Here is a 24852-nt window from a genome sequence, read left to right as displayed (position 1 = left end):
TAATTTGATTGTTATTTAAATGAAATTAATTATTTTTTTTTGGCGCTAGACTCAACCACAACATTCCAATAGCGGCTGATATTAATGATGCCGCCATAATTCCTACTTTGGCTATTTGCTTGAATTCATCATCTTTGAAGGCGAGATCCGAGATGAACATAGACATGGTAAATCCGATACCTGCTAAAAAGGCAACGCCACGTATTTGATGCCAGTTGACGCCCTCAGGTAAAGAAGCGAACTTAAGTTTCACTATTAACATAGAAAACAAAGTAATGCCTAACCACTTTCCTAAAACGAGTCCGGCTATTATACCTAAGGAGATTGGGTGAATCAAGAGGTCAATAACTTTTCCATCTATATGAACACCTGCGTTACTAAGGGCAAATACAGGTAAAATAAAGTAAGCTGTAACCGGGTGTAACGTATGTTCTAATTTTTGCAATGGGGTATGGGCTTTTTTATTAAGATCTTCAATGTCAGAAATGAGATGCACCTGTTCCTTGGTCAGCAGCGTGCTTTTGTCATCTGGCTTTTCTAATTTGAATTTATTGAGATAGGTAGTCAGTTTATCTATATAATCAGTTTCCCCTATTTTGGTTCTTGCGGGAATAGTTAAAGCTATGAGTACACCAGCTATGGTAGCGTGAACACCAGAATAAATAAATGCAATCCACACCCCCGCAAAACCGAATATAGCATAAAAAAGAGTTCTTCTAACGCCGGCGAAGTTGGCAATAATCATAATTGTTAGACATAAGCCTGCGTATAGTAGTTCATTATAATCGATGGATTCAGTATAGAAAACAGCTATTACCATTACGGCACCAAGATCATCCGCTATAGCTAGAGCTGTAAGAAAAATTTTAAGATTTAGAGGAACCCTGCTTCCCAACATGGCCAGTAGCCCTAGAGCAAAAGCGATATCTGTTGCCATGGGTATTCCCCAACCATTGATGTATTCTGGATAATTAATAACCGCAATGGCATAAAAGATAGCGGGTAATAACATTCCTCCAACGGCAGCAGCGATGGGTAATGAGGCTTTTTTCATAGATGACAATTCACCTCCCATAATTTCCCTTTTAATTTCGAGGCCCACAACAAAAAAGAATAAGGCCATCAAACCGTCATTGATCCAATGATGGAGTGAGGCAACCATATCTATGTCACCCCATACAAAGCCAACTTTATACTCATGCCAGATATAATGATACGAATCATAAAAAGTAGAATTGGCCCAAAATAAAGCGATGATGGTGGCTATTATAAGGAAAATTCCACCATAAGCTTCCTCATTAATAAATCGTGATATTCTAAAGGAATTTAAAGGTTTGTTCTTCATAATTATTAAGATAAGGAATAGAGAAACAACTGATTAAGCAGTCGATAGCTTCTAATTTTTATACATGAAAAAAATTGACGTGTTGACTTATTTTCAAATATACAAATAAAGGAATCACTTGAATGTAGGAATAAAAAAAAGCCTGAGTTTAACACAGGCTTTTTAAATTATAGCTATACCTATTAAACAAGCATTGTAACCGGATTCTCGATATAACCTTTTAAAGTTTGTAAGAATATCGCTCCAGTAGCGCCGTCAACAGTACGGTGGTCACAGGCAAGGGTCAGTTTCATTGTATTTCCAACAACGATATTACCTTCTCTGACAACTGGTTTTTGTACAATAGCACCAACAGAAAGAATTGCTGAATTTGGCTGATTAATAATACTTGTAAAATCAGTTATTCCAAACATTCCTAAATTGGAAATGGTAAATGTACTACCATCCATTTCTTCAGGTGTAAGTTTTTTATTTCTTGCTCTGCCTGCATAATCTTTTACCTGAGAACCGATTTGTGTTAAGCTTTGCTCATCTGCAAATTTAAGCACGGGCACTAACAAACCATCTTCAACCGCTACGGCAACACCGATATGCACGTGATGGTTCTTTCTGATTTTGTCATCAAACCATTGTGAATTTACCTGTGGGTGTTCTTTTAAAGCCAAAGAGGTCGCTTTTACCACGATATCATTAAAAGATATTTTCGTATCAGGAATGGAATTGTATTGGTTTCTAAAGGCAATTGCATTATCCATATCAAACTCCACATTCAAATAATAGTGGGGAGCAGTGAATTTTGATTCACCTAACCTTCGGGCGATCACTTTTCTCATTTGAGAATTAGGAACTTCCTCAAAATTTTCCTGACCTGCGGGCACAAAAGGTGCTTGACTGCCTCTACCTGAACCAGGTGTATAATTTTCAATATCTCTTTTTATAATTCTGCCACCTTCACCAGTTCCCTGGATATGAGAAAGGTTGATGTTTCTTTCAGCAGCTAATTTTTTAGCCAATGGAGAGGCAACAATTCTACCATTAGAATTGACAACAGGCTGCACAGCCGGAACACTGGATGGTGCAGGCTTTGATTCACTAACTGCAACAGGCGCAGTTTCTTTTTTAGTCTGCGCTGGAGCTGGAGCAGACGCCTGGCTCTTAAGACTTGCTGCAAAAGCAGTAATATCTGTTCCTTTTTCTCCAATAATTGCTAAAACAGCATCAACGTCAGCTGAACTTCCTTCATCAACACCAATATATAATAAAGTACCATTGTGAAATGATTCGAATTCCATTGTAGCTTTGTCCGTTTCAATTTCGGCAAGAATATCTCCTTCTTCAATTGGGTCACCAACTTTTTTCAACCATTTAGCCACTGTTCCTTCAGTCATTGTATCGCTCAATCGAGGCATGGTAATCACTTCAGCTCCTGCTGGAGTTGCCAATGCTTCAGAGCTTTTTTCTTCTGCAGCTGCCTCAGGAGTTGATTCAGCTGGAGCCTCTGCCTCAGCAGCACCATTAGATTGACTCAAAAGACTCTTAAAATCGTCACCTTCATTTCCGATAATGGCCAATAAGGAATCTACGCTTGCAGTTTCTCCTTCATGAACGCCTATATGAAGCAAGGTACCTTCATGGAAAGATTCAAATTCCATGGTGGCTTTGTCAGTTTCAATTTCGGCAAGAATATCTCCTTCTTCAATCTTATCGCCAACTTGCTTAAGCCATTTTGCCACAACTCCTTCTGTCATGGTATCACTTAATCTCGGCATGGTTATAATTTCGGCCATATTTTTTTCTTTAATAGGGTATTAAACTAATGTTCTTTTAACTTTTATAATCTGTGTTTTATGAAAGGATATCCCTTTTCTTCATAAACCATGTCGTACAATTGTTGTTTTTCTGGATACGGAGATTCATCTGCAAATTTTTCACAGGCAATTACGCGTTCTTTTACATCGTCATTGATCGCCTGAATTTCTTCATCGGTCAAATATTTTTTCTCCTTAATCACCTCAAGAACCTGAGAGATAGGGTCAATTTTTTTGTAATCAGCTACTTCAGCTTTTGTTCTATATTTTTGAGCATCACTCATTGAATGACCTCTATAACGATAGGTTTTCATTTCTAAGAAATATGGGCCTTTACCACTTCTCGCATGCGTTACAGCTTTGTCCATAGCCTTAGCTACTTCTACCGGGTTCATACCATCAACTGGTTCAGAAGGCATTTCATAGGCCAAACCTAATTTCCAAATTTCTTCATGATTTGCAGTTCTTGCCACAGAAGTTCCCATAGCATATCCATTATTCTCAACCACAAATACAACAGGTAGTTTCCAAGCCATGGCCATGTTAAAAGTTTCATGAAGAGAACCTTGTCTTGCAGCTCCATCACCAAAATAAGTAATGGTAACACCGTCACGACCAAAATATTTATCAGCAAAAGCGATACCAGCTCCTAAAGGAATTTGACCTCCAACGATACCATGACCTCCATAGAAACCTTTCTCTTTTGAAAAAATATGCATAGAACCACCCATACCCTGTGATGTACCGGTCACTTTTCCGTATAATTCAGCCATCACCCTTTTAGGATCAACTCCCATACCGATAGGCTGCACGTGATTTCTATAAGCAGTGATCATTTTATCTTTTGATAGATCTATGGCGTGTAACGCACCTGCTAATACAGCTTCTTGACCGTTATATAAATGTAGAAAACCTCTTACTTTTTGTTGGATGTATACAGCTGCAAGCTTGTCTTCGAACTTTCTCCAAAACAGCATGTCTTTGTACCAATCGATGTAGGTTTTTTTCGTTATTTTCTTCATTTGTAATTAAATTTTTTTCAGAAAGGCAAAAATACAATTTTTTTAGATAAATAAATTCTAAAAAAATCAACAAAATTCATGATTCATTGAGCTTAATGTCAACAAATCCCAATATTGTTGATTGTATCAATCCCTTCTGAGATTTCTATTCATAATATTATTGTTCAATATAATCTTCAATTGGATTACAAGAACAGACTAAATGCCTGTCTCCATAAGCTTCATTAACACGCCTAACAGTTGGCCAAAACTTGTTTTCAGAAACAAAATCTAATGCAAAAGCTGCTTCTTTTCTACTGTATGAATAATTCCATTCATCGGCAGTAAGCATACTTTGCGTATGAGGCGCATTTTTTAAAACACTATCTCCTCCATCATAGGCATCAATTTCAGCTTTGATTTGTATTAAAGCGTCGGCAAATTTATCAATCTCCTGTTTGTTTTCACTCTCAGTAGGTTCTATCATTAAAGTTCCTGCTACCGGGAATGAAACAGTTGGTGCGTGAAAACCAAAATCCATTAGTCTTTTAGCGATATCAGTCACTTCAATTCCTTTGGCCTTAAATTCTCTAAAATCAACAATCATTTCATGTGCTGCAAAACCATTTTCACCAGCATAGAGAATCTTATAATGCTTCTCTAACCTTGCTTTAAGGTAATTGGCATTTAAAATGGCTGTTACCGTTGATTCCGTTAAACCGCTACTTCCTAACATTTTAATATAACTGTAAGAAATCAGATCAACCATTGCAGATCCAAAAGGAGCTGCTGAAATGGCATTAATAGCATTTCTTCCGCCAGTTTTGATTACCGGATTAGATGGAAGGAATTCTGCTAAATGCGACGCTACGCATATTGGTCCAACACCTGGTCCACCACCTCCATGAGGAATAGCAAAAGTCTTATGTAAGTTTAGGTGACATACATCGGCACCAATTTTCGCAGGATTTGTAAGGCCAACTTGTGCATTCATATTAGCACCGTCCATATAAACCTGACCACCATATTCATGGATAATCCTCGTAATTTCTCTAATTTCAGACTCAAAAACACCATGGGTTGAAGGGTAGGTAACCATTAAAGCTGCTAAATTGTCTTTATGTAAAATAGCTTTCTCTTTAAGATCTTCAAGATCAATATTACCAGATTCAGAGGTTTTGGTCACAACCACTTTCATTCCTGCCATAACAGCAGATGCTGGGTTTGTACCATGTGCTGAAGCTGGTATCAGGCAAATATTTCTATGGTCCTGATCGTTCGACTTGTGAAATGCCCGGATGACCATCAAGCCCGCATATTCACCTTGAGCCCCAGAATTGGGTTGTAAAGAAGTGGCTGCAAAACCTGTTATCTCATTTAGCTGTGCCTCCAGTTCTTTTAACATTTCGTGATAGCCTTGTGCTTGATTAACCGGAACAAAAGGATGAATTGAATTCCAGTTGCTCGTGCTCAATGGCAGCATTTCTGTAGCGGCATTTAACTTCATGGTACACGAACCAAGCGAAATCATTGAATCTGCTAAAGAAATATCTTTTCTCTCCAAGCGCTTGATATAACGCATCATTTCAGTTTCTGAATGATACTTTTTAAAGACTTCATGGGTCAGAAATAAAGAAGTCCGTTGTAATTCATCAGGAATAGACAAGCTCACAGGACAATCTGTTATTTTAAAAGAATATAGATTTTCAGCCTGTGCCAGGATATCTATAATTTCTTCGATATCTGCATCAGTTGTCGTTTCGTTGATTGCAATACTTATAGTTGTATGATCGATGTAGTTAAAATTGACCTCATGCGTCTCAGCCAGCACCTTTAATTTATCCGCATTAGATACTTTAATTCTTAAGGTATCAAAGAAAGCTTTGTTTTCTTGTTCCAATCCAAGTTTCAAAAGGGCCTGATCTAAAATATTTGCCAAAGAATGAATTTGTCTGGCTATATATTTAATGCCTTCTCCTCCATGATAAACAGCGTACATACCGGCCATTACAGCAAGGAGTACTTGTGCTGTACATATGTTTGAGGTAGCTTTTTCTCTTTTGATGTGTTGCTCTCTTGTTTGAAGGGCCATTCGCAATGCTCTGTTGTCATCAATATCAACAGTAACACCGATGATTCTTCCAGGTATTAACCTTTTGTATGCCTCGTGAGTAGCAAAGAAAGCAGCGTGAGGTCCACCAAAACCAAGTGGAATCCCAAAACGCTGGGTAGTTCCAACGGCTACATCGGCTCCCATTTCAGCTGGAGATTTTAAAATAGCTAAACTGAGTATGTCAGCGGCTACCACGGCTTTAATTTCCAAAGTATGTGCTGCTGCAATAAACTCAGTATAATCATAGATCATCCCATCTTTTGCAGGGTATTGAAGTATGCATCCATAAAAGTCTTCGTTCAATTCAATCTCTCTGTGGTCACCATGTACTAGTTCAATTCCAAGAGGTTCAGCTCTTGTAACCAGTATATCCCTGGTTTGTGGCAACAGTTCTTCTGAAACAAAAAATTTGCTCGCCCCATTTTTTTTCTGACTTCTGCTTCTTCCATTCCATAGCATCAGCATCGCTTCAGCTGCAGCAGTCCCTTCATCTAAAAGTGAAGAGTTGGCTAATGGTAACCCGGTGAGATCAGTAATTACGGTTTGATAATTTAGAAGTGCCTCTAAACGGCCTTGAGAAATTTCAGCCTGATACGGTGTATAAGAGGTATACCAACTTGGATTTTCAAAAATATTTCTCTGGATCACCGCAGGTAGGGTAGTGGGATGATAACCCAGCCCTATGTATGACTTGAATTGTTTATTTTTATTGCCTAGTTTCTGAATATGTGAAGCAAACTCATTCTCGCTCATCGCTTCAGGTAGGTTTAATGATCTTTTTAACCTAATGTCATTAGGTATTGTATTGTAAATCAGTTCGTCAAGTGAGCTTACACCAATGGTGTCTAACATCTCAGATACTTCATTCTGGCCTGGTCCAAGATGACGTAAAACAAAAGAATCCGTTCGCATAATAAATGTTTAAATTAAGGAACACAAAAGTACTCAATTTTGATGAAAAGGATTGATTTTTGAAAACGATATAATCCTGAATTATTTAATTATTTTTATAGATTCAAATTTAAAATATGCGCCTTATAAAACAGTGGTTTGGATTTTATGTTTTCAGCAATGTTCATGTAGCTATTGCTGCATACTGCTTAACTAAAATCACTTTTTTAGAGTTTGGATTTAAGAATGAGTATTTAGCGTTGTTTGTGTTTTTTTCAACTATTTTGTCCTATAACCTTATCAGGTTTTTTCAGTTAGACAAGATCAATAGCATGACTGCAATTTGGATAAGAGCGAATAAAAAAGGATTGCTGGTATTGAATATGCTGGCTTTATCAGGAGTTGGTTTTTACGCTTTTAAACTGTCAATTAGAGGCATGTTAGCCCTATTGCCATTTTTTATAGCAACCGTATTTTATGTGCTTCCGATAAAGAATAAAGCAATTGGTTTAAGGCATATTCCTGCTCTGAAGCTGATTCTGATCGCTTTTTCCTGGGTAGGCATTACATTATATTTTCCGCTTCAGGAAGCGGGTCATCTGGATGTTTCTCACCAATGGTTGTATTTTGCACAGCGCTTCCTTTTTATCATAGCGATTACCATTCCCTTTGATATAAGGGATGCACAATTTGATCTTCCTGAATTAGCCACCTTACCGCAGGTATTAGGAGTGAATAGGGCAAAGATTGTGGCGGTGATTTGTATGGTGGTATTTATATTGCTAAGTGTCGCTCTAAAAGGTATGCAATCAAATCTTTTTTATGCCGATCTTATTTTGATGCTTCTAAGCATTGGCCTGATTTTATATTGTAATCAAAATAGGAACCGGTTCTATACAACCTTCTGGATTGAAGCCTTGCCAATACTTTGGTATGGATTATACTTAATCCTTTTGTAAACATCAAATTGTTCAAAATCAGGAGGGCTATACAGAACTATTCCATATTGTTAGCCGATTCAGGTAAATTTGTATTGAGTTATATGGCTTTTGGAAGCTGTATTGCAGGTATTGCAAAAAAAAACGATTACACTCAAAATTAAAGAGCGTAATCGTTTTATTATATATTGATCGGCTGTTGATGAAAGCCTCTATTAATTAGTCTAAGAAAAATATTTTGACATTTTTTCTTTTTCCTGTTCTGCAAGTTCCGAATCGATTAGAATTCTTCCACTGTGCTCATCAGTAATGATTTTTTTTCTTGTAGCAATTTCAACCTGTCGTTGAGGCGGAATTGTAAAGAAAGACCCACCTGAAGCTCCTCTTTCAATCGTAACAACTGCAAGACCATTTCTTACATTAGATCGAATTTTATGATAGGCTTTTAATAGTCTTTCGTCTATCATTTTGCCATATTCTTCAGATTTTTTATGTAATAATTCTTCTTCTTTAACAGTTTCCTCAAGAATAGAATTAAGTTCGTCTTGTTTGTGTTTTAAATGAGTTTGTTTTTCTTCCATTTTCTCCTTTGCAGCAGAAATGATCTCATTTTTTGCAGAAATTTTAGCTTCAAATTCACGTATGTGTTTTTCAGCTAATTGCATTTCAAGGTCTTGGTATTCAATCTCTTTAGAGATAGAATCAAATTCCCTGTTATTTCTTACATTCTTTTGTTGTTCTAAATATTTTTTAGATAACGTTTTCGACTCCTCAATGTTATTTTTCTTGTTAGCGATTCCAGTCTCTAGGTTTTCAATATCAGTACTAAAGTTATTTAGTCTGGTTTGTAAACCTGCAATTTCGTCTTCCAGGTCATTCACTTCCAATGGCAATTCTCCTCTGGTATTTTTAATCTCGTCAATTCTAGAATCGATAAGCTGCAAATCGTACAGCGCTCTTAATTTTTCTTCAACGGTAACCTCTTTCTTTTTTGTCATCTCTAAAAATAGTTGATCGGATTTGTATTGTTTTTCGATAAAATAATCCTCCCTTCCGGTAAGGCAGGTGCAAAATTAGTGATTTTTTTTGTAAGATACTCGACTAAAAGGTGTTTTGTAAACTGTTCACTTTCATAATGTCCGATGTCGGCAAGAATCAATTTTCCTTCAGCCTTATAAAAATCATGGTATTTGAGATCAGCTGTTATAAAAATATCAGCTCCGGCAGCAAGAGCTTGCTCAATAGCAAAGCTACCAGACCCGCCTAAAACGGCCACTTTTTTAATTTCTTTTTTTGTAATGTCAGAATGACGAATGATGCTTAAATCAAACGTTCTTTTGAGATGTTCAAAAAAATTCTTTGGACTTAAAGGTTTTGCCAATTCCCCAATGATTCCCATGCCAATTCTTTCATGGATATTTTCTAAATTAACAATATCATAAGCCACTTCTTCATAGGGGTGATCAGTAAAAAGTGTTTTTAAAATTTTTGATTGTAAATGTGATTCAAAAATAACACTGATAAAGGTTTCTTTGACTTTCTCTAAATTCCCAGGCTTCCCTACGGATGGATTTGTATTTTCACCGCCAAGATAAGTACCTTCACCACTCATATTGAAGCTGCAATGACTATAATCGCCAATATGACCTGCCCCAGCTTTAAAAAGCGCATTTCGTATTTCATTTGCAGTGTTTTCAGGCACATAAGTTGTTAGCTTCTTGAGATGACCTTTCTGTGGGATCAAGACTTTGGTGTTGGTAAGACCTATAACATCAGCCATTTTAGCCGAGACTCCTTTGATTGAATTATCAAGGGCCGTATGCATAGCGTAAATGGCAATGTCATTTTTAAGGGCTTTAATGACAACTCTTTCAACATAATTTATGCCGTTTATTTTTTTTAAACCTTTAAATATAATGGGATGAAAAGCCACAACCAGATTACAATTATTCTTAATGGCTTCGTCTATGGTTGTTTCCAGACAATCTAAGGTTACTAAAACACCAGTAACTTTTTGTTCATAATCGCCAACTAAAAGACCCACATTATCAAAATCTTCAGCATAGTGTAAAGGGCTTAATTGCTCAATTTGTTCGGTGATTTGTCTAACTAGCGTCATAATGTATCTTGTTTTCAGGAATAATTATATGATAGGAGGTTTAGACCCTATTTTATTGTTAATAGAAACTTCTCCACAGCTTCCCAGTAAACCATATGACTTGGATTATCAGGCCATAGGGCTTTAGACCCATGTCTTCCTTCTGTTTCGGGTAGAAAAGATGATTTATCAGATTTGATATTATCATAAATGGCTTTCCAATTTCTATATTCGCTTTTGGCAGAAGTAACAAAAACCGGGCAGGTAATATGCGCTGCATAGGTTTTAAGTTCTTTGCCATTGACTTTGAAGTATTCTCCTGGAGCAAAACTTAGAATACCAGCAATATTATCATGATGCACATTGCCCATATAAAACATAAGCGCAGCTGAATAGGAGCTACCCCACAAGATGATTTTACCTGGTTTTATACTGTATTTTACATATAAATAGGCCGCTTCTAAATCTGGTATCGCATCCAGGTATTCAGTGGGTAGTTTCGCAGCAGCAGCTTCTTTGTGCGTTTCATTGATGATATCGTTCACTTTGTCTCCGGATCTTTGGTCAACTGCCATGCAATTAAAACCCAAGGCATTTAAACGCGGGGCAATACTCCTGTATTCTCCCCGGCTATAACCTGCCTGATGGTAAAGAATGATAAAAGGAGCACTACTCTCATGGGCCATATAAAGATCTGCAGTGATGATGACGCCATCATCGGCCTTAAAATTAATGGTTTCACCAGTAAAACCGGTACCTGATTGGGCAAACCCAAAGCCTAGATTGAATAAGAATAAAAAGAGTATCGAATATTTTTTCATAGATGTTTACAATAGTTAAGAAGCACTAAAGTTAAACATATTTTCATATCCTTTACAAATCTAAAACTGTAAAGACAATTTTGGAAAAAGAAGTTCTTTACTTAAAATGTTTTTTGGATTCATTCCAATACACATCCATTTGCGTAAGGGTCATGTCTTTGAGTGATTCACCCTTTTTTTTTGCTTCAGTTTCCAGGTACTGAAATCGTTTGATAAATTTTTTGTTGGTGGTTTCGAGGGCGCTTTCAGGGTCCACCTTTATGTGTCTGGCATAGTTGATCAACGAAAATAAAACATCTCCAAATTCTGATTCAATTCTTGTTTGCTTACCAGAATTCACTTCTTCGTGGAGTTCTTCTATTTCTTCCTGAACTTTTTCAAATACCTGCTCAGAACGATCCCAGTCAAAACCGGCACTGGCAGCTTTGTCCTGAATTCTACTTGCTTTGACTAAAGCGGGTAATGATTTTGGCACGCCTTCCAAAATTGACTTTTTACCTTCCTTTAGTTTTAGCTGTTCCCAGTTTTTGGCAACTTCTTCTTCAGTTTCAGCAACAACATCCCCGAAAACATGAGGATGTCGGCTGATTAATTTTTCATTGATGCCTTCAATAACATCTTTAATGTCGAAGTCTTTAGATTCAGATCCAATTTTTGCATAAAAAACAATGTGTAAAAGCAAGTCGCCTAATTCCTTTCGAATTTCATCTTGATCATTATCAAGTATGGCATCTCCTAACTCGTAAGTCTCTTCAATGGTTAGGTGTCTGAGAGAACGCATTGTTTGCTTTTTATCCCAAGGGCATTTCTCTCTTAGTTCATCCATGATGTCTAAAAGGGCTCCAAAGGCTTTAAGTTGCGCTTCTCTTTGGCTCATAATTCTTGCTTGAATGATTTGTTATTCTTCTGCGTTTTCTTCTTCAAGCTCTTGTTTGATGCTTGCAAAGTCAAACTTGGCATCTACAAGTGCATTATACCAAGACAATATTTTTTTGATATTTGAAGGGTAAACGCGTTCCTCATCAAAACCAGGCAATACTTCGCCAAAGTAGTTGATAAGGTCATTTTTAGAAGATTTAGGATCTATTGATTTTTCACTTGCTTGTTTTTCAAATATGCTTAAAAAAACTTGTTTTAAAGGAACTTCTTCTTCATAAGTATAAATCGCAATATCGTTAAGGGTGCTGATATTGTGTAAACTGTTTACCGGGAATCTTTTTTTGTCTGCTAATGATTCAACAATAACACCAGATTTAGATTGAGAAATAATCTCGTATAATCCTGGTTTTCCTGCAATGGCAATTACTTTTTCTAATTTCATATGGTATTTTTTATTTAATGTTTTTGTCATATGGAACTCGTATAGACGATCAATGTGTAATTAATACAATTATCTTATACTCGTTTCATAATGTATATTCTATTTTTTTAATTTAGGAAATTTCATTCTGTAGCCAATGTCTACTTTTCCTTTTGAAATATTTTCGAGTTTCTTTTTTAACAATCTTTTTTTAAGACTGGATAACTTATCGGTAAACAAAATCCCTTCAATATGGTCGTATTCATGTTGAAAGATCCTTGCTGCTAGTCCAGATAGGGTGTCTTTTTTGTTTTCAAAGTTTTCATCCTGATATTCAATGTGAATTGTTTCATTTCTATACACATCTTCATTGATATTCGGAATGCTCAGACATCCTTCATTAAATACCCATTCATCACCTTCTTCTTCAATAATTTTGGCATTGATGAAAATCCTATTGAATCCTTGTAAAAACAGTTTTTCTTCCTCTTCTAATTCATCGCTTTCTGCAAAAGGGGAAGCATCGATTAAAAACAACCTAATAGCTTTTCCTATTTGAGGAGCCGCAAGGCCTACGCCCTGAGCATTTTTCATCGTTTCTGTCATGTTAGCGATGAGTTCATCAAGCTTAGGATAATCTTTAGTGATTTCCTTACCTACTTTTCTCAGTACAGGATCCCCATACGCTATAATCGGTAAAATCATGAATTTTTATTTATTTGTTATACAGATAACTCTGTAAAATAATTGTAGCACTAATCTCATCGACCAATGCCTTGTTCTGTCTTTGTTTTTTCTTAAGACCACTATCAATCATGGTTTGAAATGCCATTTTTGATGTAAATCTTTCATCAACTCTTTTTATAGGCGTTTGGCTAAATTTAGCCTTTAGTTTGGTGATAAAAGGAGTTATAAATTTCTCGCTTTCAGAAGCCGTATTGTTCATCTGCTTCGGTTCACCTATCAAAAAGAGTTCCACTTTTTCTTCTTTCAAATAATTTTCTAAAAATTCAAAAATTTCTTTGGTAGGAACGGTTGTCAATCCAGATGCGATTATCTGCATTTCATCGGTCACTGCTATTCCAATTCTTTTTTCACCATAATCCATGGCAAGAATTCTAGACATATTTTAAATTTTTGCAAATTTACCTCTTTTTTGATTTAAAAGAATATAAAAAAAACGGATTTTTTATTTAGTGCTTTTTTATATTTGCGACTTAATTTAACCTTATGAATGATTTACGCCAAATAATAGAGAATGCCTGGGATAATAGAGAACAGTTAACTGAATCTTCAGTTCAAGATGCCATTAGAAAGGTCGTAGACCTATTAGATGCTGGTACTTTAAGAGTTGCAGAGCCAATAGAAAACGGTTGGCAGGTGAATGAGTGGGTGAAAAAAGCAGTTGTCTTGTATTTTCCTATTCAGAAAATGGAAACTTTAGAAGTGGGTATTTTCGAGTATCACGATAAAATTCCATTGAAAAAAGGTTATAAGGAAAAAGGAATAAGAGTTGTACCACACGCGGTTGCGCGTCACGGAGCTTATATATCAAAAGGAACAATACTCATGCCGAGTTATGTCAATATTGGAGCTTATGTGGATGAAGGTACAATGGTGGATACTTGGGCCACAGTTGGTAGTTGTGCCCAGATAGGTAAAAACGTTCATTTGAGTGGTGGTGTTGGAATAGGTGGCGTTTTAGAGCCATTACAAGCCGCTCCGGTAATTATTGAGGATAATGTATTTGTAGGCTCAAGGTGTATTGTAGTTGAAGGCGTTAAAGTTGAAACAGAAGCCGTATTGGGTGCGAATGTTGTATTGACAATGAGTACGAAAATTATAGATGTCACAGGCGATGAGCCAATTATCACTAAAGGTGTAATTCCAGCACGTTCGGTTGTTATACCAGGAAGTTATACTAAGGAGTTTAAGGCAGGGAAATTTAATGTGCCATGTGCATTGATCATTGGAAAACGTAAAGAAAGCACTAATAAAAAAACGTCATTGAATGATGCGCTGAGAGATAATGATGTTGCAGTTTAGTTTCCGGACACTTTTTTTATCTATCCATAAAGTTACGGAGTCGGATAAACCTATTAAAGTTAAATTAAATTTACTTGCAACGAATTAGTTGATTCGAACCGTTGTTTAAATTTAGAAGCTAAATTCATAGCATAATAATATTCGTCAGAAATTGCCCGAAGAATGATCACAGCTATAATTCCTACCTTAAACGAAGAAAACTTTATTGAAGAGGCGATCAGGTCAGTATCTTTTGCAACTGAAATTATCGTAATAGATTCTTTTAGCCAAGATCAAACCGCATCGATTTGCAAGAAGGCAAAAGTCAAATTAATCCAGCGAGAATTTGATGACTTTTCTAGTCAAAAAAATTTCGCAATTGATCAAGCTGCTTATAATTGGATTTTTATTTTAGATGCTGACGAAAGAATTTCAGCGCCCTTAGCTTTAGAGATAAAGAAAGTTGCTAATGATCCGCAGGATTTTGTGGCGTTTGGCATTTACAGGAATTTTTATTTTAAAAATATAAAAGTAAGGTTTGGAGGATGGCAAACAGATAAAGTGATCCGATTGTTTAGAAAAGACAAATGCAGGTACGATGGAAAACTGGTTCATGAAGAAGTGTTATGCAGCGGAAAGGTTGGATTGCTCAAAAACCGGATGGATCATTATTCGTTCAGAAGTCAAGAGCAATATGAGCAGAAACTAGAGTTTTATGCAGCGCTGCAAGCCAAGGAAATAAAGAAATCAGGAAAAAAAGTTTACCTTATTCATCAATTGGTTAAACCTGCATTTAGGTTTGTCGTATTATATTTGGTAAGATTTGGATTTTTAGATGGAAAAAGGGGGTATGTTTTGGCAAAACTTCATGCGCACGCAGTCTTAAATAGATATCTTTTAGTAAGGCGGAATTAGTAACTAGATATTATTTTAGCGTGAATTATTAAATACGGATTAATTAAAAGGAGTTCGTTGTTTTTAGGTTATGAAAAACGAAATTGATAGAACACTACAACATATAAAGGACGGGAATATAATTGTTTACCCAACAGATACTATATGGGGTTTGGGTTGCGATGCGACCAATCAAAGTGCTGTTGAAAAGGTATATGAGATAAAAAACAGGTCTGAAAGTAAAAGCCTGATCATATTGGTTGATAGCATCGAAATGCTTGAGACATATATTGAGACAGTTCCAGAATTAATTAGAGTATATATTGAAACAGCTACAAAACCTACTACCGTAATTTATGCACAGCCTCAGGGATTGGCTTCAAATGTGGTGGCAAAAGATGATACAGTAGCCATCAGAATCGTTAAGAATGATTTTTGTAAGGCTTTGATTAAGTCATTCGGCAAACCTATTGTTTCGACTTCTGCTAATATTAGTAACCAGCCTTCACCTTCAAATTTTAATGAAATTGACCCTTTACTTTTGGAGAAAGCAGATTATATAGTAAATTTGCCGGCAGTTGAAACGAAAAAAACTGCTTCTCAAATCATTAAACTTAATGATCTCGGTGAGATCGAGTACCTAAGAAAGTAATATGCTGAATCCAAACACGAATCTGAAAAAAGCAGTATCACTTCCTGTATTTGATTATATAGCCCAGGCGGCAAAATCTTTGGATTTAGAAACCTATGTTATTGGAGGATATGTTCGGGATTTTTTGCTTGAAAGGGATAAGCCGAAAGACATCGACGTTGTTGCAGTTGGGAGTGGAATTGATTTGGCCAATAAAGTAGCTGAATTACTTCCTAATAATACTAAGGTGCAAATATTCAAAACCTATGGTACTGCGATGCTCAAATTCAAGGATCTTGAGATAGAGTTTGTTGGTGCCAGAAAGGAATCCTATGTTGCCCATAGTCGTAACCCATTGGTTGACAAAGGCACGCTGAAAGATGACCAAAATCGAAGGGATTTTACAATTAATGCCATGGCGATTAGTTTGAATAATTCTGATTATGGTTCATTATTAGATCCATTTGAGGGAATCGCTGATCTTCAAAATAAAGTAATCAGAACGCCTCTTGATCCGGATATTACCTTTAGTGATGATCCATTGAGAATGATGAGGGCTATCCGTTTTTCAAGTCAATTAAATTTCCAGATAGAAGCTGAGTCACTTTCATCTATTTCAAGGAATGCGAAAAGACTGCAAATTATTAGCCAGGAAAGGGTAGTGGATGAGCTAAATAAGATCTTATTAAGTGATAAGCCTTCTATTGGTCTCAGGCTTTTGCATGAAACAGGGTTGTTAGTATATATTTTGCCTGAATTATCTGATTTGCAAGGCGTTGAGCAGATAAAAGGCCAAAAACATAAAGATAACTTTTTCCACACGCTACAAGTTGTCGATAATATTTCATTGAGAACAGGCAATCTTTGGCTGAGATGGGCGGCTTTACTGCATGACATTGGTAAGGCACCTACTAAGAAGTTTGATAAAAAAATTGGCTGGACATTTCATGGGCATGAATTTGTTGGTTCGAAGATGGTCAAGAAAATATTTAAGCGTTTAAAAATGCCCTTGAACGAGAAAATGAAGTATGTTGAAAAGATTGTCATGATGAGTTCAAGGCCCGTAATTCTTGCGGAAAATGTAACAGATTCTGCAGTAAGAAGACTTATTTTTGATGCAGGAGATGACTTGGATGACCTTATGACGCACTGTGAAGCAGATATCACTACTAAGAATAAAGTCAAAGAAAAACAGTATTTAAACAATTTTAAACTCGTACGTCAAAAGGTAAAGGAAGTTGAAGAAAGAGACCATGTACGTAATTTTCAACCACCTATTTCAGGAGAGTTGATTATGGATACCTTTAGTTTAAAACCTTGCAGGCAAATCGGAATGATCAAAGATGCTATCAAAGAAGCAATTCTTGAAGGCGAAATATCTAATGACTATGAGGAGGCCTACGAATTTATGTTGAAAAAGGCCTCAGCTATGGGTCTTAAAAAATAATTGTCTACTTAAGAATATTCCTTGAAATCACTAATTTCTGAATCTCAGTAGTGCCTTCACCTATGGTACATAGTTTCGCATCTCTGTAAAATTTCTCCACTGGAAAATCTTTAGTATAACCATATCCTCCGTGAATCTGTAGGGCTTCATTGGCCACTTTTACACAAACCTCAGAGGCATACATTTTAGCCATGGCACCAATTTTGGTCATTTTTATTCCCTTAATTTTATCGTGAGCCGCCTTGTGAAGTAATAATTCGGAAGCTTCTATTTCAGTTGCCATATCTGCTAATTTGAAACCGATGGCCTGAAATTTACTGATTGACTTTCCAAATTGTTCTCTTTCCTGAGCATATTTTAATGCGGCTTCATAAGCTCCTTTGGCGATGCCTAAAGACAAGGCTCCAATAGAAATCCTTCCACCATCTAGTACTTTCATTGATTGTATAAACCCGTCACCAACTTCACCAAGAATGCTGTCTTTATGAATACGACAGTTGTCAAAAATCAATTCAGCTGTTTCAGAGGCTCTCATCCCCATTTTATTTTCTTTCTTACCAGAAGAAAATCCTGGTGTACCTTTTTCAATTACAAAGGCTGTCATGCCTTTAGAATCACCTTTTTCACCGGTTCTTACAATTACAACGGCGATATGACCGCTAATACCATGTGTAATGAAATTTTTAGCACCATTTAAAATATAGTGATCTCCATCTGCAACGGCAGTAGTACTCATGCCTCCTGCATCACTTCCTGTATTGTGTTCAGTAAGACCCCAGGCACCTATCCATTCGCCATGCGCCAATTTAGGTAGCCATTTTTCCTTTTGAACCTCATTTCCAAATTCTAAAATATGGTTTGTACACAATGAATTATGGGCGGCTAATGAAAGACCTATAGAAGAATCAACTTTTGAAATTTCCTCAATCACCGTAATGTATTCGTGATAATCCATACCACTGCCACCATAAACTTCAGGAACTAGAACGCCCATAAAACCCATGGCACCGAGTTGATGAAATAATTCCTCCGGGAAGGTTTGATTTTCATCCCAATCCATCATAAAAGGTTTGATATTTTTCTTAGCAAAATCTCTTATAGAATGGGCAATCGTGTTTCTGGTTTCAGAAGTTTCAAAATTCATAGTAAGCTTTTTATTCAGCCGTCAAATATAATGCTATTCTGTCAAATTTTTCCAATGGGAAAGAGTCTATTTTTTTCAATTCTTCAAGGTCTTGAAACAAAACGTTTTCATCTCTGTATGCAATGAGTTTTTTGGTGAGTTCATAATCTATATAAGGAACTTGAAGAAACTGCTTAAATGTAGCAGTATTTAAATCTAACCTGTCAATTTCAGGTGTATCAATTACTTGATAATGTCGTAATATTCTATTTGCAGTTTCTCTGTTGAGATAGTAAACTTCATAGAGCTGTTCATTTAGAGAGTAGGCCTTTAATAGATTTTTATAAGAGATAATGCGATTCGCTAATTTTGTATTCACTCCCTCAATACTATCGAGTTGCTCAATGCTGGCCTTGTTTAGGTCTCTGACTATTGTAGGTGCCTTATCATGAGTAACGGGTTTTGGTTTTTTTCTGTTTAGCCATGAAGGAAATTTAAATAGGGGAGATATCAAAGCCAGAAGGCTATCACTAACCGCTGTTACTTTTTGAAAATCATCTGTAGAATTGATGAATTTACCTTTAGCTCTGAATGCAAAGAGTCGATCGGCTTCTTCAACGCTAAGACCAATTTGATAGGCTTTAAAATCAGATAGATAATTAGGGTTAAATGGATAAGTTTTAGATTTTGCTCTAACTGGTTTTTCTTTTTGCAAGGAATCTATTTTAGCCTCTAACATGGCAAATTCTTCTTCATCAATGAACTCATCATCTGAAAAGTTGGAGAAATACAGCACAAATTGAAGGAAAAAGAGGATTAGAAATAAAAATAAAATCCCATTTCTTTGGCGCTTGTTGTACCAGAAATGGGATTGAATAAATTTCATATGTTGACCAGTCTAACTCTTTTTTGCTTTAATGGCAGATAAATATTTGACCAGTTCTTTCTTAACTGTGGGAGCCAAAATAACAAGGCCTACCATATTTGGAACCATCATCGCAAAAATCATTGCGTCTGAGAATCCTATTACCGAACCTAAACTGGCGGCAGCACCGATGACCACAAAAATCAAGAATAAAATTTTATAGGTGTACTCCATTTTTTTTGATCGTCCGAATAAATAAGCCCAACCTTGAAAACCATAATAGGACCATGAAATCATAGTGCTAAAGGCAAATAATACCACAGCTACTGTCAAGACATAAGGAAACCATGATATGACAGATGCAAAAGCACCCGATGTGAGTAAAATAGCCTGCGCATCATTAAGGCTTGCATTTTCAGGATTGACATTGCCCGTAATAACCAATACAAGAGCTGTCATGGTACAAACTACCACTGTATCGATAAAAGGTTCTAATAAGGCAACCATTCCTTCGGAGGCAGCATATTTGGTTTTCACAGCAGAGTGAGCAATTGAGGCGGATCCAACACCAGCTTCGTTTGAGAAAGCGGCTCTTCTAAATCCTTGAACTAAAACACCTATAGCACCTCCAACAACTCCTTCAGGGCTAAATGCACCATTATAGATTTGTAGAAAAGCATCACCAATCATATCGTATTTTGCTATAAGAACAAAAACTGAAGCGGACACATAGATGACTACCATAAAAGGTACAATCTTATCAGTTACACTAGCAATTTTTTTGATACCACCAATAATTACGATACCTACAAAAACCGCCATAATTAGTCCAAACAACCATCCTTTTCCGTGCAAAACAGATTCTGTTCCACCAGTTATATTTTCAATTAATTGAAATGCCTGATTCACCTGAAACATATTACCGCCTCCGAATGAACCGCCAATGACAAAAATCGCAAACAAAACGGCTAACACTTTTCCTAACTTTTCGAATCCTTTAGATTTTAAACCCTTCGTTAAATAATACATAGGGCCTCCATAAACAGTTCCGTCCGGTCCGATATCTCGGTATTTTACACCTAATGTACATTCCACAAATTTCGAAGCCATTCCTAGGAAACCTGCTACAATCATCCAAAATGTTGCACCAGCTCCTCCAATTGAAACAGCAATAGCAACACCTGCAATATTACCTAGGCCAACTGTCGCTGACAATGCAGCTGTTAAAGCTTGAAAATGAGAAACTTCTCCTTCATGCCCTTCAACGGCGATGGTATCCGGAATGTCTCCTGATGGAGTTACTTCTGTAACACCAGGCAAAGCTTCATGATGATCAATGTCATCGTATTTACCTCTTATGATGTGAATCGAGGTCATAAAGCCCCTAAAATTGATAAATCTAAAATAAAATGTAAAGTAAGTCGCTCCTAATATTAATGGAAATAACACCCAATATATTCGAACTTCATCTGAGAAGGGTATTTGATAAAATATAAAATTTACGAACCAACCTGTCGCCTGACCAAAAACTTCATCGATTTGCTGATCAAGGCCTTTTTCCTGAGCAAAGGTCATAAATGGCAGCGCTGTAAAAAGTAAGCTAAGTAGTTTCTTTAACATAAGTCGTTATGGTATTTTGGATTGGATTGCAATATCTAAAAAATTATACCTTATATCAAAAAAAAAGCATTAAAATGTTAGAATCCCTTACCAATTGGGAGTTAAAACCATGAATGAATTCCTTGGTTTGCAATCCTGAATTGAATTCAGGTATCTATTATGCTTTTTAAAAGATTAATTCACAGCTGAAGTAAAATAACTATTTTTAGCCGGCATTTTACAAGTCTTAAGATTGATCTTGTATGTAAATGACCAGTAAAAATCATGATATGAAGAAAGTAATTGTTTTAGGAGCCTCATTAGACAGCAGTCGTTATTCTAATATGGCAATGAAAAAATTAAAGTTGAAAGAACATGATGTGATCGCAATTGGATCAAGAATAGGTGAAGTTGAGGGTATAGCCATTTTAACCGAGCCAATATTGATAAACGACATTCATACGGTTACGATCTATTTGAACCCAATGAATCAAAGATCGTATTATGACTATATACTTGAATTAAAACCTAAAAGAGTAATTTTTAATCCAGGCTCCGAGAATAAAGAGTTTGAATTGATTTTGAATGAGGAGCAGATCTTGTTTGAAAAAGTTTGTACTTTAGTGATGTTAAGCCTCAATCAATTTTAATTACCAACATAAAATTGCTTGCCGGCTTCGCAAAGTGCTACCTCAGAAAATATTTTTTTTGCCTCCTTTTCAAAAAGCTCTAATGAAGCATACCTGCTTGAATAGTGACCCAGTAATAATTTCTTTACATGAGCTTTTTCAGCAATAGTTGCAGCTTGAGCAGCGGTACTATGCTTTGTTTTGGTGGCCAATTCAGCATGCTCTTCGAGAAAAGTAGATTCGTGATAGAGCAGATCGATTTGACTAATTAAGGGAATGATATCTTCATTATATGCAGTGTCACTGCAATACGCATAGCATAAAGGTTTTGGAGGGTCGGTTGTCAGTTCACTATTTTCAATAATGCTGCCATCTTCATTTTTAAAATTTTTGCCATCCTTTAAATTTTGATAATCACAGATATCAATTTCTGAATGATTTTGAATGGCTGTCATATTTAATTTACGTGGCTGAAGTTTTTCTTGAAACAAAAAACCATTTGTGTAAATCCTATGAGTCAATGGAATAGTAAAAACCTTGACCTTGTCATTTTCAAGTATCAATTCACTTTCTTTCGAATCTAATTCATGAAAATGCAAAGGGTATTCAACCCATGATTTCGACAATTTTAATTGAAGTAATATAATTTCTTTAATCCCTTTTGGCCCGTAAACATGAAGCGCTGTGTTTCTATTTAATAGGTTAAACGTTGATATCATGCCAATTAGACCAAAGAAATGGTCACCATGCAGGTGTGAAATAAAGACGTGTTTAATCTTCGAAAATTTAATCTTATATTTTCGTAATTGTCTTTGTGTACCTTCGCCACAGTCGATTAAAAAACAGTCATTGTTCATCTCCAGAAATTGAGATGAAGTATGCGCCAAAGTTCTAGGAGTGGCAGAATGACAGCCTAATATGGTCAGCCTGAAACTCATTTAATTACAATCCTCTTTGAGATTACTTTAGTCTTGGTCTTTAATGAATAGATATAAATACCTGACTCGAGTTCATCTCGAAAGAAGGGGATTGAATTATGTCCCTTATCTGCTTTGCGTTTTTCAGCAAAGACGGTATTTCCAAGCAAATCTTTGACAATAAAATCGATGTCAAAAGCTTCGTCAGCTTCGAATCTGATTCTTGTGGATACGCTAAATGGATTAGGAGAAGCCATGACTTCATGGATTCCTATCAGAGCGCCTTCAAGAATTTCGAGATCCTTAGCATCATCTTGTTGTGCAAGAAGTGCTGTAGAAAAGGTTAATAAAAAAATAATAGAGAGTAGTTTTTTTACCATATAGTGTATTTAAAATCCTAAATCACGTTCAATATCTTCAATTTCAATAATGTCTTCTGCTTCTTTGAAAGTTGGAACGGCTACAATTTCATCTGGTATCTTATCAAACTCTATTCCCTCACAAACAATGACAAAAGATTTGTTATTATTTCTATGCGTTTCGCTTAGCTGCGAAAATAACAAGATTTTATTTAAATCAATGTTAATTATACTGGAAAAATCTAAAATCAGATTTACGTTCTTAAAGTTAGTATTATTTTTTAAAAATTCATTAAAAAATAGTTTAAAACCTTCTTCGCCCTCTGAAAGTTGGTTTTCTGAAAGACTTAGGTCGTAAAATTTATCTGTTTTATTGATCTTCATAAATTGCTGATTTTTCTAATCTCGCTTAATTTGTTGGGCAAGCAAATAAATAACTGCCATCCTGATAGCGACACCGTTTTCAACCTGATTCAAAATAATAGACTGCTTGGAATCGGCAACATCACTTGTTAATTCAACACCTCTGTTTATAGGGCCAGGGTGCATAATCACAATATCTTTATCTATGCTGTCTAATAATTCTTTGTTAATCCCAAATAATTGGGTGTATTCTCTAATAGAAGGGAAATATTTCACCTCCATCCTTTCGTGTTGTACTCTTAATACGTTGGCTACATCACACCATTCGAGGGCTTTTCTGAGATTTTTCTCGTAAGTCACTCCTAATTTAGTAATGTATTTGGGGATAAGGGTAGTGGGGCCACAAAGTTTGACTTCAGCTCCTTGTAATTTAAGTGCATAGATATTAGAAAGTGCCACCCTTGAATGGAGTATATCACCTATAATAACTACTTTTTTACCCTTAACATCTCCTAATTTTTCTCTGATTGAATAAGAATCTAATAAGGCCTGTGTAGGATGCTCATGAGCGCCATCACCAGCATTGACAATTTTTGCATCAACATGTTTTGCGAGGAAGTCACCAGCGCCTTCATTTGGATGCCTCATTACAATGATGTCAACCTTCATTGAAAGAATGTTGTTGGCAGTATCAATAAGTGATTCTCCTTTTTTTACCGAAGATTGTGCGGCTGAAAAATTTATAATATCTGCAGACAATCTCTTTTCGGCCAGTTCAAATGAGAGCTTGGTCCGTGTGCTGTTTTCGAAGAATAAATTAGCAATTGTAATGTCTCTTAGGGAAGGAACTTTCTTAATAGGTCTGTTAATTACCTCTTTAAAATGATCTGCTGTATTGAAAATCAAATTGATGTCTTCAAGATTCAGATGTTTTATCCCGAGTAAATGGGACACGCTTAATTTAGCCATTTCTTTTATTCCAATTGAATTTAATAATCCAGTTAACTATGCCTTATAAAACTTAATCCGTTAAACATCCGGACTAACAATACAAACTTTATCCTTAGGTTCGTTTTCTTTCCATTCGACCTTCACTTGTTCATCCTTTATTACGTCAACTTGACGTCCTTTATAATCAGGTTGTATAGGAAGGTGTCTGCTAAACCTTCTGTCAATCAGTACTAACAATTCGATGTTTTTAGGTCTGCCAAATGCTTGTATCGCAGTTAATGCGGCTCTAATACTCCTTCCAGAAAATAGAACATCATCAATAAAAACAACATTTTTATTGTCAACAATAAAATTGATATCGGTTGAACTAGCACTTAAAGGATCTTCACGTCTCCTAAAATCATCCCTGTAAAAAGTGATGTCAAGCTTTCCGAGCTTGATATTTTTAACTTGATACTCGTCGGTTAAGATCTGAACCAGTCGATCAGCTAGATATATGCCTCTGGGTTGTATTCCAATGAGAATGGTATTACTGAAGTCCTGATGATTTTCGATGAGTTGACAAGCCAGACGATTAAGAATGATATATATTTCTTTTTCGTTAAGTAAGGTCTTTTTGGCCATAGTAGCATTAAAGGCATTAAATATGAAACAAAGTTACAGTTTTTTTTGTGATGATAAATAATATTTAGGCTGTTAATTAAATTGTTAAGAAAAATTAAACTCATGCTCTT

The 24852-nt window shown here is 36.0% G+C and carries 25 protein-coding genes; 6 read left to right on the top strand and 19 right to left on the bottom strand.

The genetic code is table 11. The features are described from left to right. Positions 1-25 precede the first annotated feature (25 nt). From nhaA to gcvP, 4 genes are all read right to left on the bottom strand, one after another. Positions 26-1345 carry a Na+/H+ antiporter NhaA gene (gene nhaA, locus QWY87_RS17180; protein WP_290293543.1) on the bottom strand — a complete coding sequence of 440 codons (1320 nt, stop codon included), beginning with the start codon at positions 1343-1345 and terminating at the stop codon, positions 26-28. A 182-nt stretch (positions 1346-1527) separates the two neighbouring features. Next, positions 1528-3132 (bottom strand): pyruvate dehydrogenase complex dihydrolipoamide acetyltransferase, encoded by a 1605-nt coding sequence (locus tag QWY87_RS17175; RefSeq protein WP_290293542.1) that lies wholly within the window; start codon positions 3130-3132, stop codon positions 1528-1530. Between the two features lie 44 nt (positions 3133-3176). Beyond that, a complete protein-coding gene (gene pdhA, locus QWY87_RS17170; protein ID WP_290293538.1) occupies positions 3177-4175 on the bottom strand; it encodes a pyruvate dehydrogenase (acetyl-transferring) E1 component subunit alpha in 999 nt (332 codons plus the stop codon). A gap of 157 nt (positions 4176-4332) precedes the next feature. Beyond that, the gene (gcvP, locus tag QWY87_RS17165; RefSeq protein WP_290293536.1) at positions 4333-7179 is read right to left on the bottom strand and encodes an aminomethyl-transferring glycine dehydrogenase; all 2847 of its coding nucleotides are present in this window, start codon (positions 7177-7179) and stop codon (positions 4333-4335) included. Positions 7180-7295: 116 nt separating this feature from the next. On the opposite strand from gcvP, the gene QWY87_RS17160 reads away from it, so the two are divergent. Further along, positions 7296-8117 carry a UbiA prenyltransferase family protein gene (locus QWY87_RS17160; protein ID WP_290293534.1) on the top strand — a complete coding sequence of 274 codons (822 nt, stop codon included), beginning with the start codon at positions 7296-7298 and terminating at the stop codon, positions 8115-8117. Positions 8118-8320: 203 nt separating this feature from the next. Here QWY87_RS17160 and QWY87_RS17155 read toward each other — a convergent pair whose 3' ends face one another. The 7 genes from QWY87_RS17155 to ruvX all read right to left on the bottom strand — a co-directional run bounded on the left by QWY87_RS17155 (position 8321) and on the right by ruvX (position 13441). Continuing rightward, positions 8321-9094 carry a zinc ribbon domain-containing protein gene (locus QWY87_RS17155; protein ID WP_290293533.1) on the bottom strand — a complete coding sequence of 258 codons (774 nt, stop codon included), beginning with the start codon at positions 9092-9094 and terminating at the stop codon, positions 8321-8323. 2 nt (positions 9095-9096) lie between these two features. Then, positions 9097-10215: a Nif3-like dinuclear metal center hexameric protein gene (locus QWY87_RS17150; RefSeq protein WP_290293532.1), complete on the bottom strand. Its 1119-nt coding sequence runs from the start codon at positions 10213-10215 to the stop codon at positions 9097-9099. Positions 10216-10262: 47 nt separating this feature from the next. Continuing rightward, positions 10263-11015, bottom strand: coding sequence for a dienelactone hydrolase family protein (locus QWY87_RS17145; RefSeq protein ID WP_290293530.1), 753 nt, complete (start codon positions 11013-11015; stop codon positions 10263-10265). A gap of 97 nt (positions 11016-11112) precedes the next feature. After that, positions 11113-11892: a nucleoside triphosphate pyrophosphohydrolase gene (mazG, locus tag QWY87_RS17140; RefSeq protein ID WP_290293528.1), complete on the bottom strand. Its 780-nt coding sequence runs from the start codon at positions 11890-11892 to the stop codon at positions 11113-11115. 21 nt (positions 11893-11913) lie between these two features. Further along, entirely contained in the window at positions 11914-12336 is a 423-nt protein-coding gene (locus QWY87_RS17135) for a DUF5606 family protein (RefSeq protein WP_290293525.1), read from the bottom strand. A 99-nt stretch (positions 12337-12435) separates the two neighbouring features. Continuing rightward, on the bottom strand, positions 12436-13020 hold the full coding sequence (def, locus tag QWY87_RS17130; protein WP_290293523.1) for a peptide deformylase: 585 nt from the start codon (positions 13018-13020) through the stop codon (positions 12436-12438). Positions 13021-13030: 10 nt separating this feature from the next. After that, the gene (gene ruvX, locus QWY87_RS17125) at positions 13031-13441 is read right to left on the bottom strand and encodes a Holliday junction resolvase RuvX (RefSeq protein WP_290293521.1); all 411 of its coding nucleotides are present in this window, start codon (positions 13439-13441) and stop codon (positions 13031-13033) included. Between the two features lie 104 nt (positions 13442-13545). Here ruvX and QWY87_RS17120 point away from each other — a divergent pair, with 104 nt between their 5' ends. The 4 genes from QWY87_RS17120 to QWY87_RS17105 all read left to right on the top strand — a co-directional run bounded on the left by QWY87_RS17120 (position 13546) and on the right by QWY87_RS17105 (position 17312). Then, positions 13546-14361, top strand: a complete 816-nt coding sequence (locus QWY87_RS17120) for a 2,3,4,5-tetrahydropyridine-2,6-dicarboxylate N-succinyltransferase (protein ID WP_290293520.1) — start codon at positions 13546-13548, stop codon at positions 14359-14361. Between the two features lie 162 nt (positions 14362-14523). Then, on the top strand, positions 14524-15255 hold the full coding sequence (locus QWY87_RS17115) for a glycosyltransferase family 2 protein (protein WP_290293519.1): 732 nt from the start codon (positions 14524-14526) through the stop codon (positions 15253-15255). A gap of 70 nt (positions 15256-15325) precedes the next feature. Further along, positions 15326-15886 (top strand): L-threonylcarbamoyladenylate synthase, encoded by a 561-nt coding sequence (locus QWY87_RS17110; protein ID WP_290293518.1) that lies wholly within the window; start codon positions 15326-15328, stop codon positions 15884-15886. Position 15887: 1 nt separating this feature from the next. Then, positions 15888-17312, top strand: a complete 1425-nt coding sequence (locus QWY87_RS17105; RefSeq protein ID WP_290293517.1) for a CCA tRNA nucleotidyltransferase — start codon at positions 15888-15890, stop codon at positions 17310-17312. Positions 17313-17316: 4 nt separating this feature from the next. On the opposite strand, the gene QWY87_RS17100 is transcribed toward QWY87_RS17105, so the two are convergent. From QWY87_RS17100 to QWY87_RS17090, 3 genes are read right to left on the bottom strand one after another with little or no spacing between them, the layout of a single operon-like run. Beyond that, positions 17317-18456: an acyl-CoA dehydrogenase family protein gene (locus tag QWY87_RS17100; protein WP_290293515.1), complete on the bottom strand. Its 1140-nt coding sequence runs from the start codon at positions 18454-18456 to the stop codon at positions 17317-17319. Between the two features lie 10 nt (positions 18457-18466). Further along, a complete protein-coding gene (locus QWY87_RS17095) occupies positions 18467-19321 on the bottom strand; it encodes a ComEA family DNA-binding protein (protein ID WP_290293512.1) in 855 nt (284 codons plus the stop codon). A 12-nt stretch (positions 19322-19333) separates the two neighbouring features. Further along, on the bottom strand, positions 19334-20920 hold the full coding sequence (locus QWY87_RS17090) for an alanine/glycine:cation symporter family protein (RefSeq protein WP_290293509.1): 1587 nt from the start codon (positions 20918-20920) through the stop codon (positions 19334-19336). 269 nt (positions 20921-21189) lie between these two features. Here QWY87_RS17090 and QWY87_RS17085 point away from each other — a divergent pair, with 269 nt between their 5' ends. After that, the gene (locus tag QWY87_RS17085; protein ID WP_290293507.1) at positions 21190-21549 is read left to right on the top strand and encodes a CoA-binding protein; all 360 of its coding nucleotides are present in this window, start codon (positions 21190-21192) and stop codon (positions 21547-21549) included. On the opposite strand, the gene QWY87_RS17080 is transcribed toward QWY87_RS17085, so the two are convergent. The 5 genes from QWY87_RS17080 to pyrR are packed head-to-tail and all read right to left on the bottom strand — an operon-like array spanning position 21546 to position 24742. Then, on the bottom strand, positions 21546-22466 hold the full coding sequence (locus tag QWY87_RS17080; protein ID WP_290293506.1) for a ribonuclease Z: 921 nt from the start codon (positions 22464-22466) through the stop codon (positions 21546-21548). The two genes, QWY87_RS17085 and QWY87_RS17080, sit on opposite strands and share 4 nt — an antisense overlap. Next, a complete protein-coding gene (locus QWY87_RS17075) occupies positions 22463-22825 on the bottom strand; it encodes a T9SS type A sorting domain-containing protein (protein WP_290293505.1) in 363 nt (120 codons plus the stop codon). The genes QWY87_RS17080 and QWY87_RS17075 overlap by 4 nt, the downstream gene beginning before the upstream one ends. 9 nt (positions 22826-22834) lie before the next feature. Continuing rightward, entirely contained in the window at positions 22835-23188 is a 354-nt protein-coding gene (locus QWY87_RS17070) for a ribonuclease Z (RefSeq protein ID WP_290293503.1), read from the bottom strand. A 15-nt stretch (positions 23189-23203) separates the two neighbouring features. After that, entirely contained in the window at positions 23204-24136 is a 933-nt protein-coding gene (locus tag QWY87_RS17065) for an aspartate carbamoyltransferase catalytic subunit (protein ID WP_290293502.1), read from the bottom strand. Between the two features lie 60 nt (positions 24137-24196). After that, positions 24197-24742: a bifunctional pyr operon transcriptional regulator/uracil phosphoribosyltransferase PyrR gene (pyrR, locus tag QWY87_RS17060; protein ID WP_290293501.1), complete on the bottom strand. Its 546-nt coding sequence runs from the start codon at positions 24740-24742 to the stop codon at positions 24197-24199. Positions 24743-24852: the final 110 nt, after the last annotated feature.

Origin of the sequence: Lutimonas halocynthiae, assembly GCF_030409835.1 — a bacterium.
GTDB lineage: Bacteria > Bacteroidota > Bacteroidia > Flavobacteriales > Flavobacteriaceae > Lutimonas > Lutimonas halocynthiae.
The sequence above is the reverse complement of the archived record's forward strand: the minus strand, read 5'-3'. Positions and strand labels throughout refer to the sequence as shown.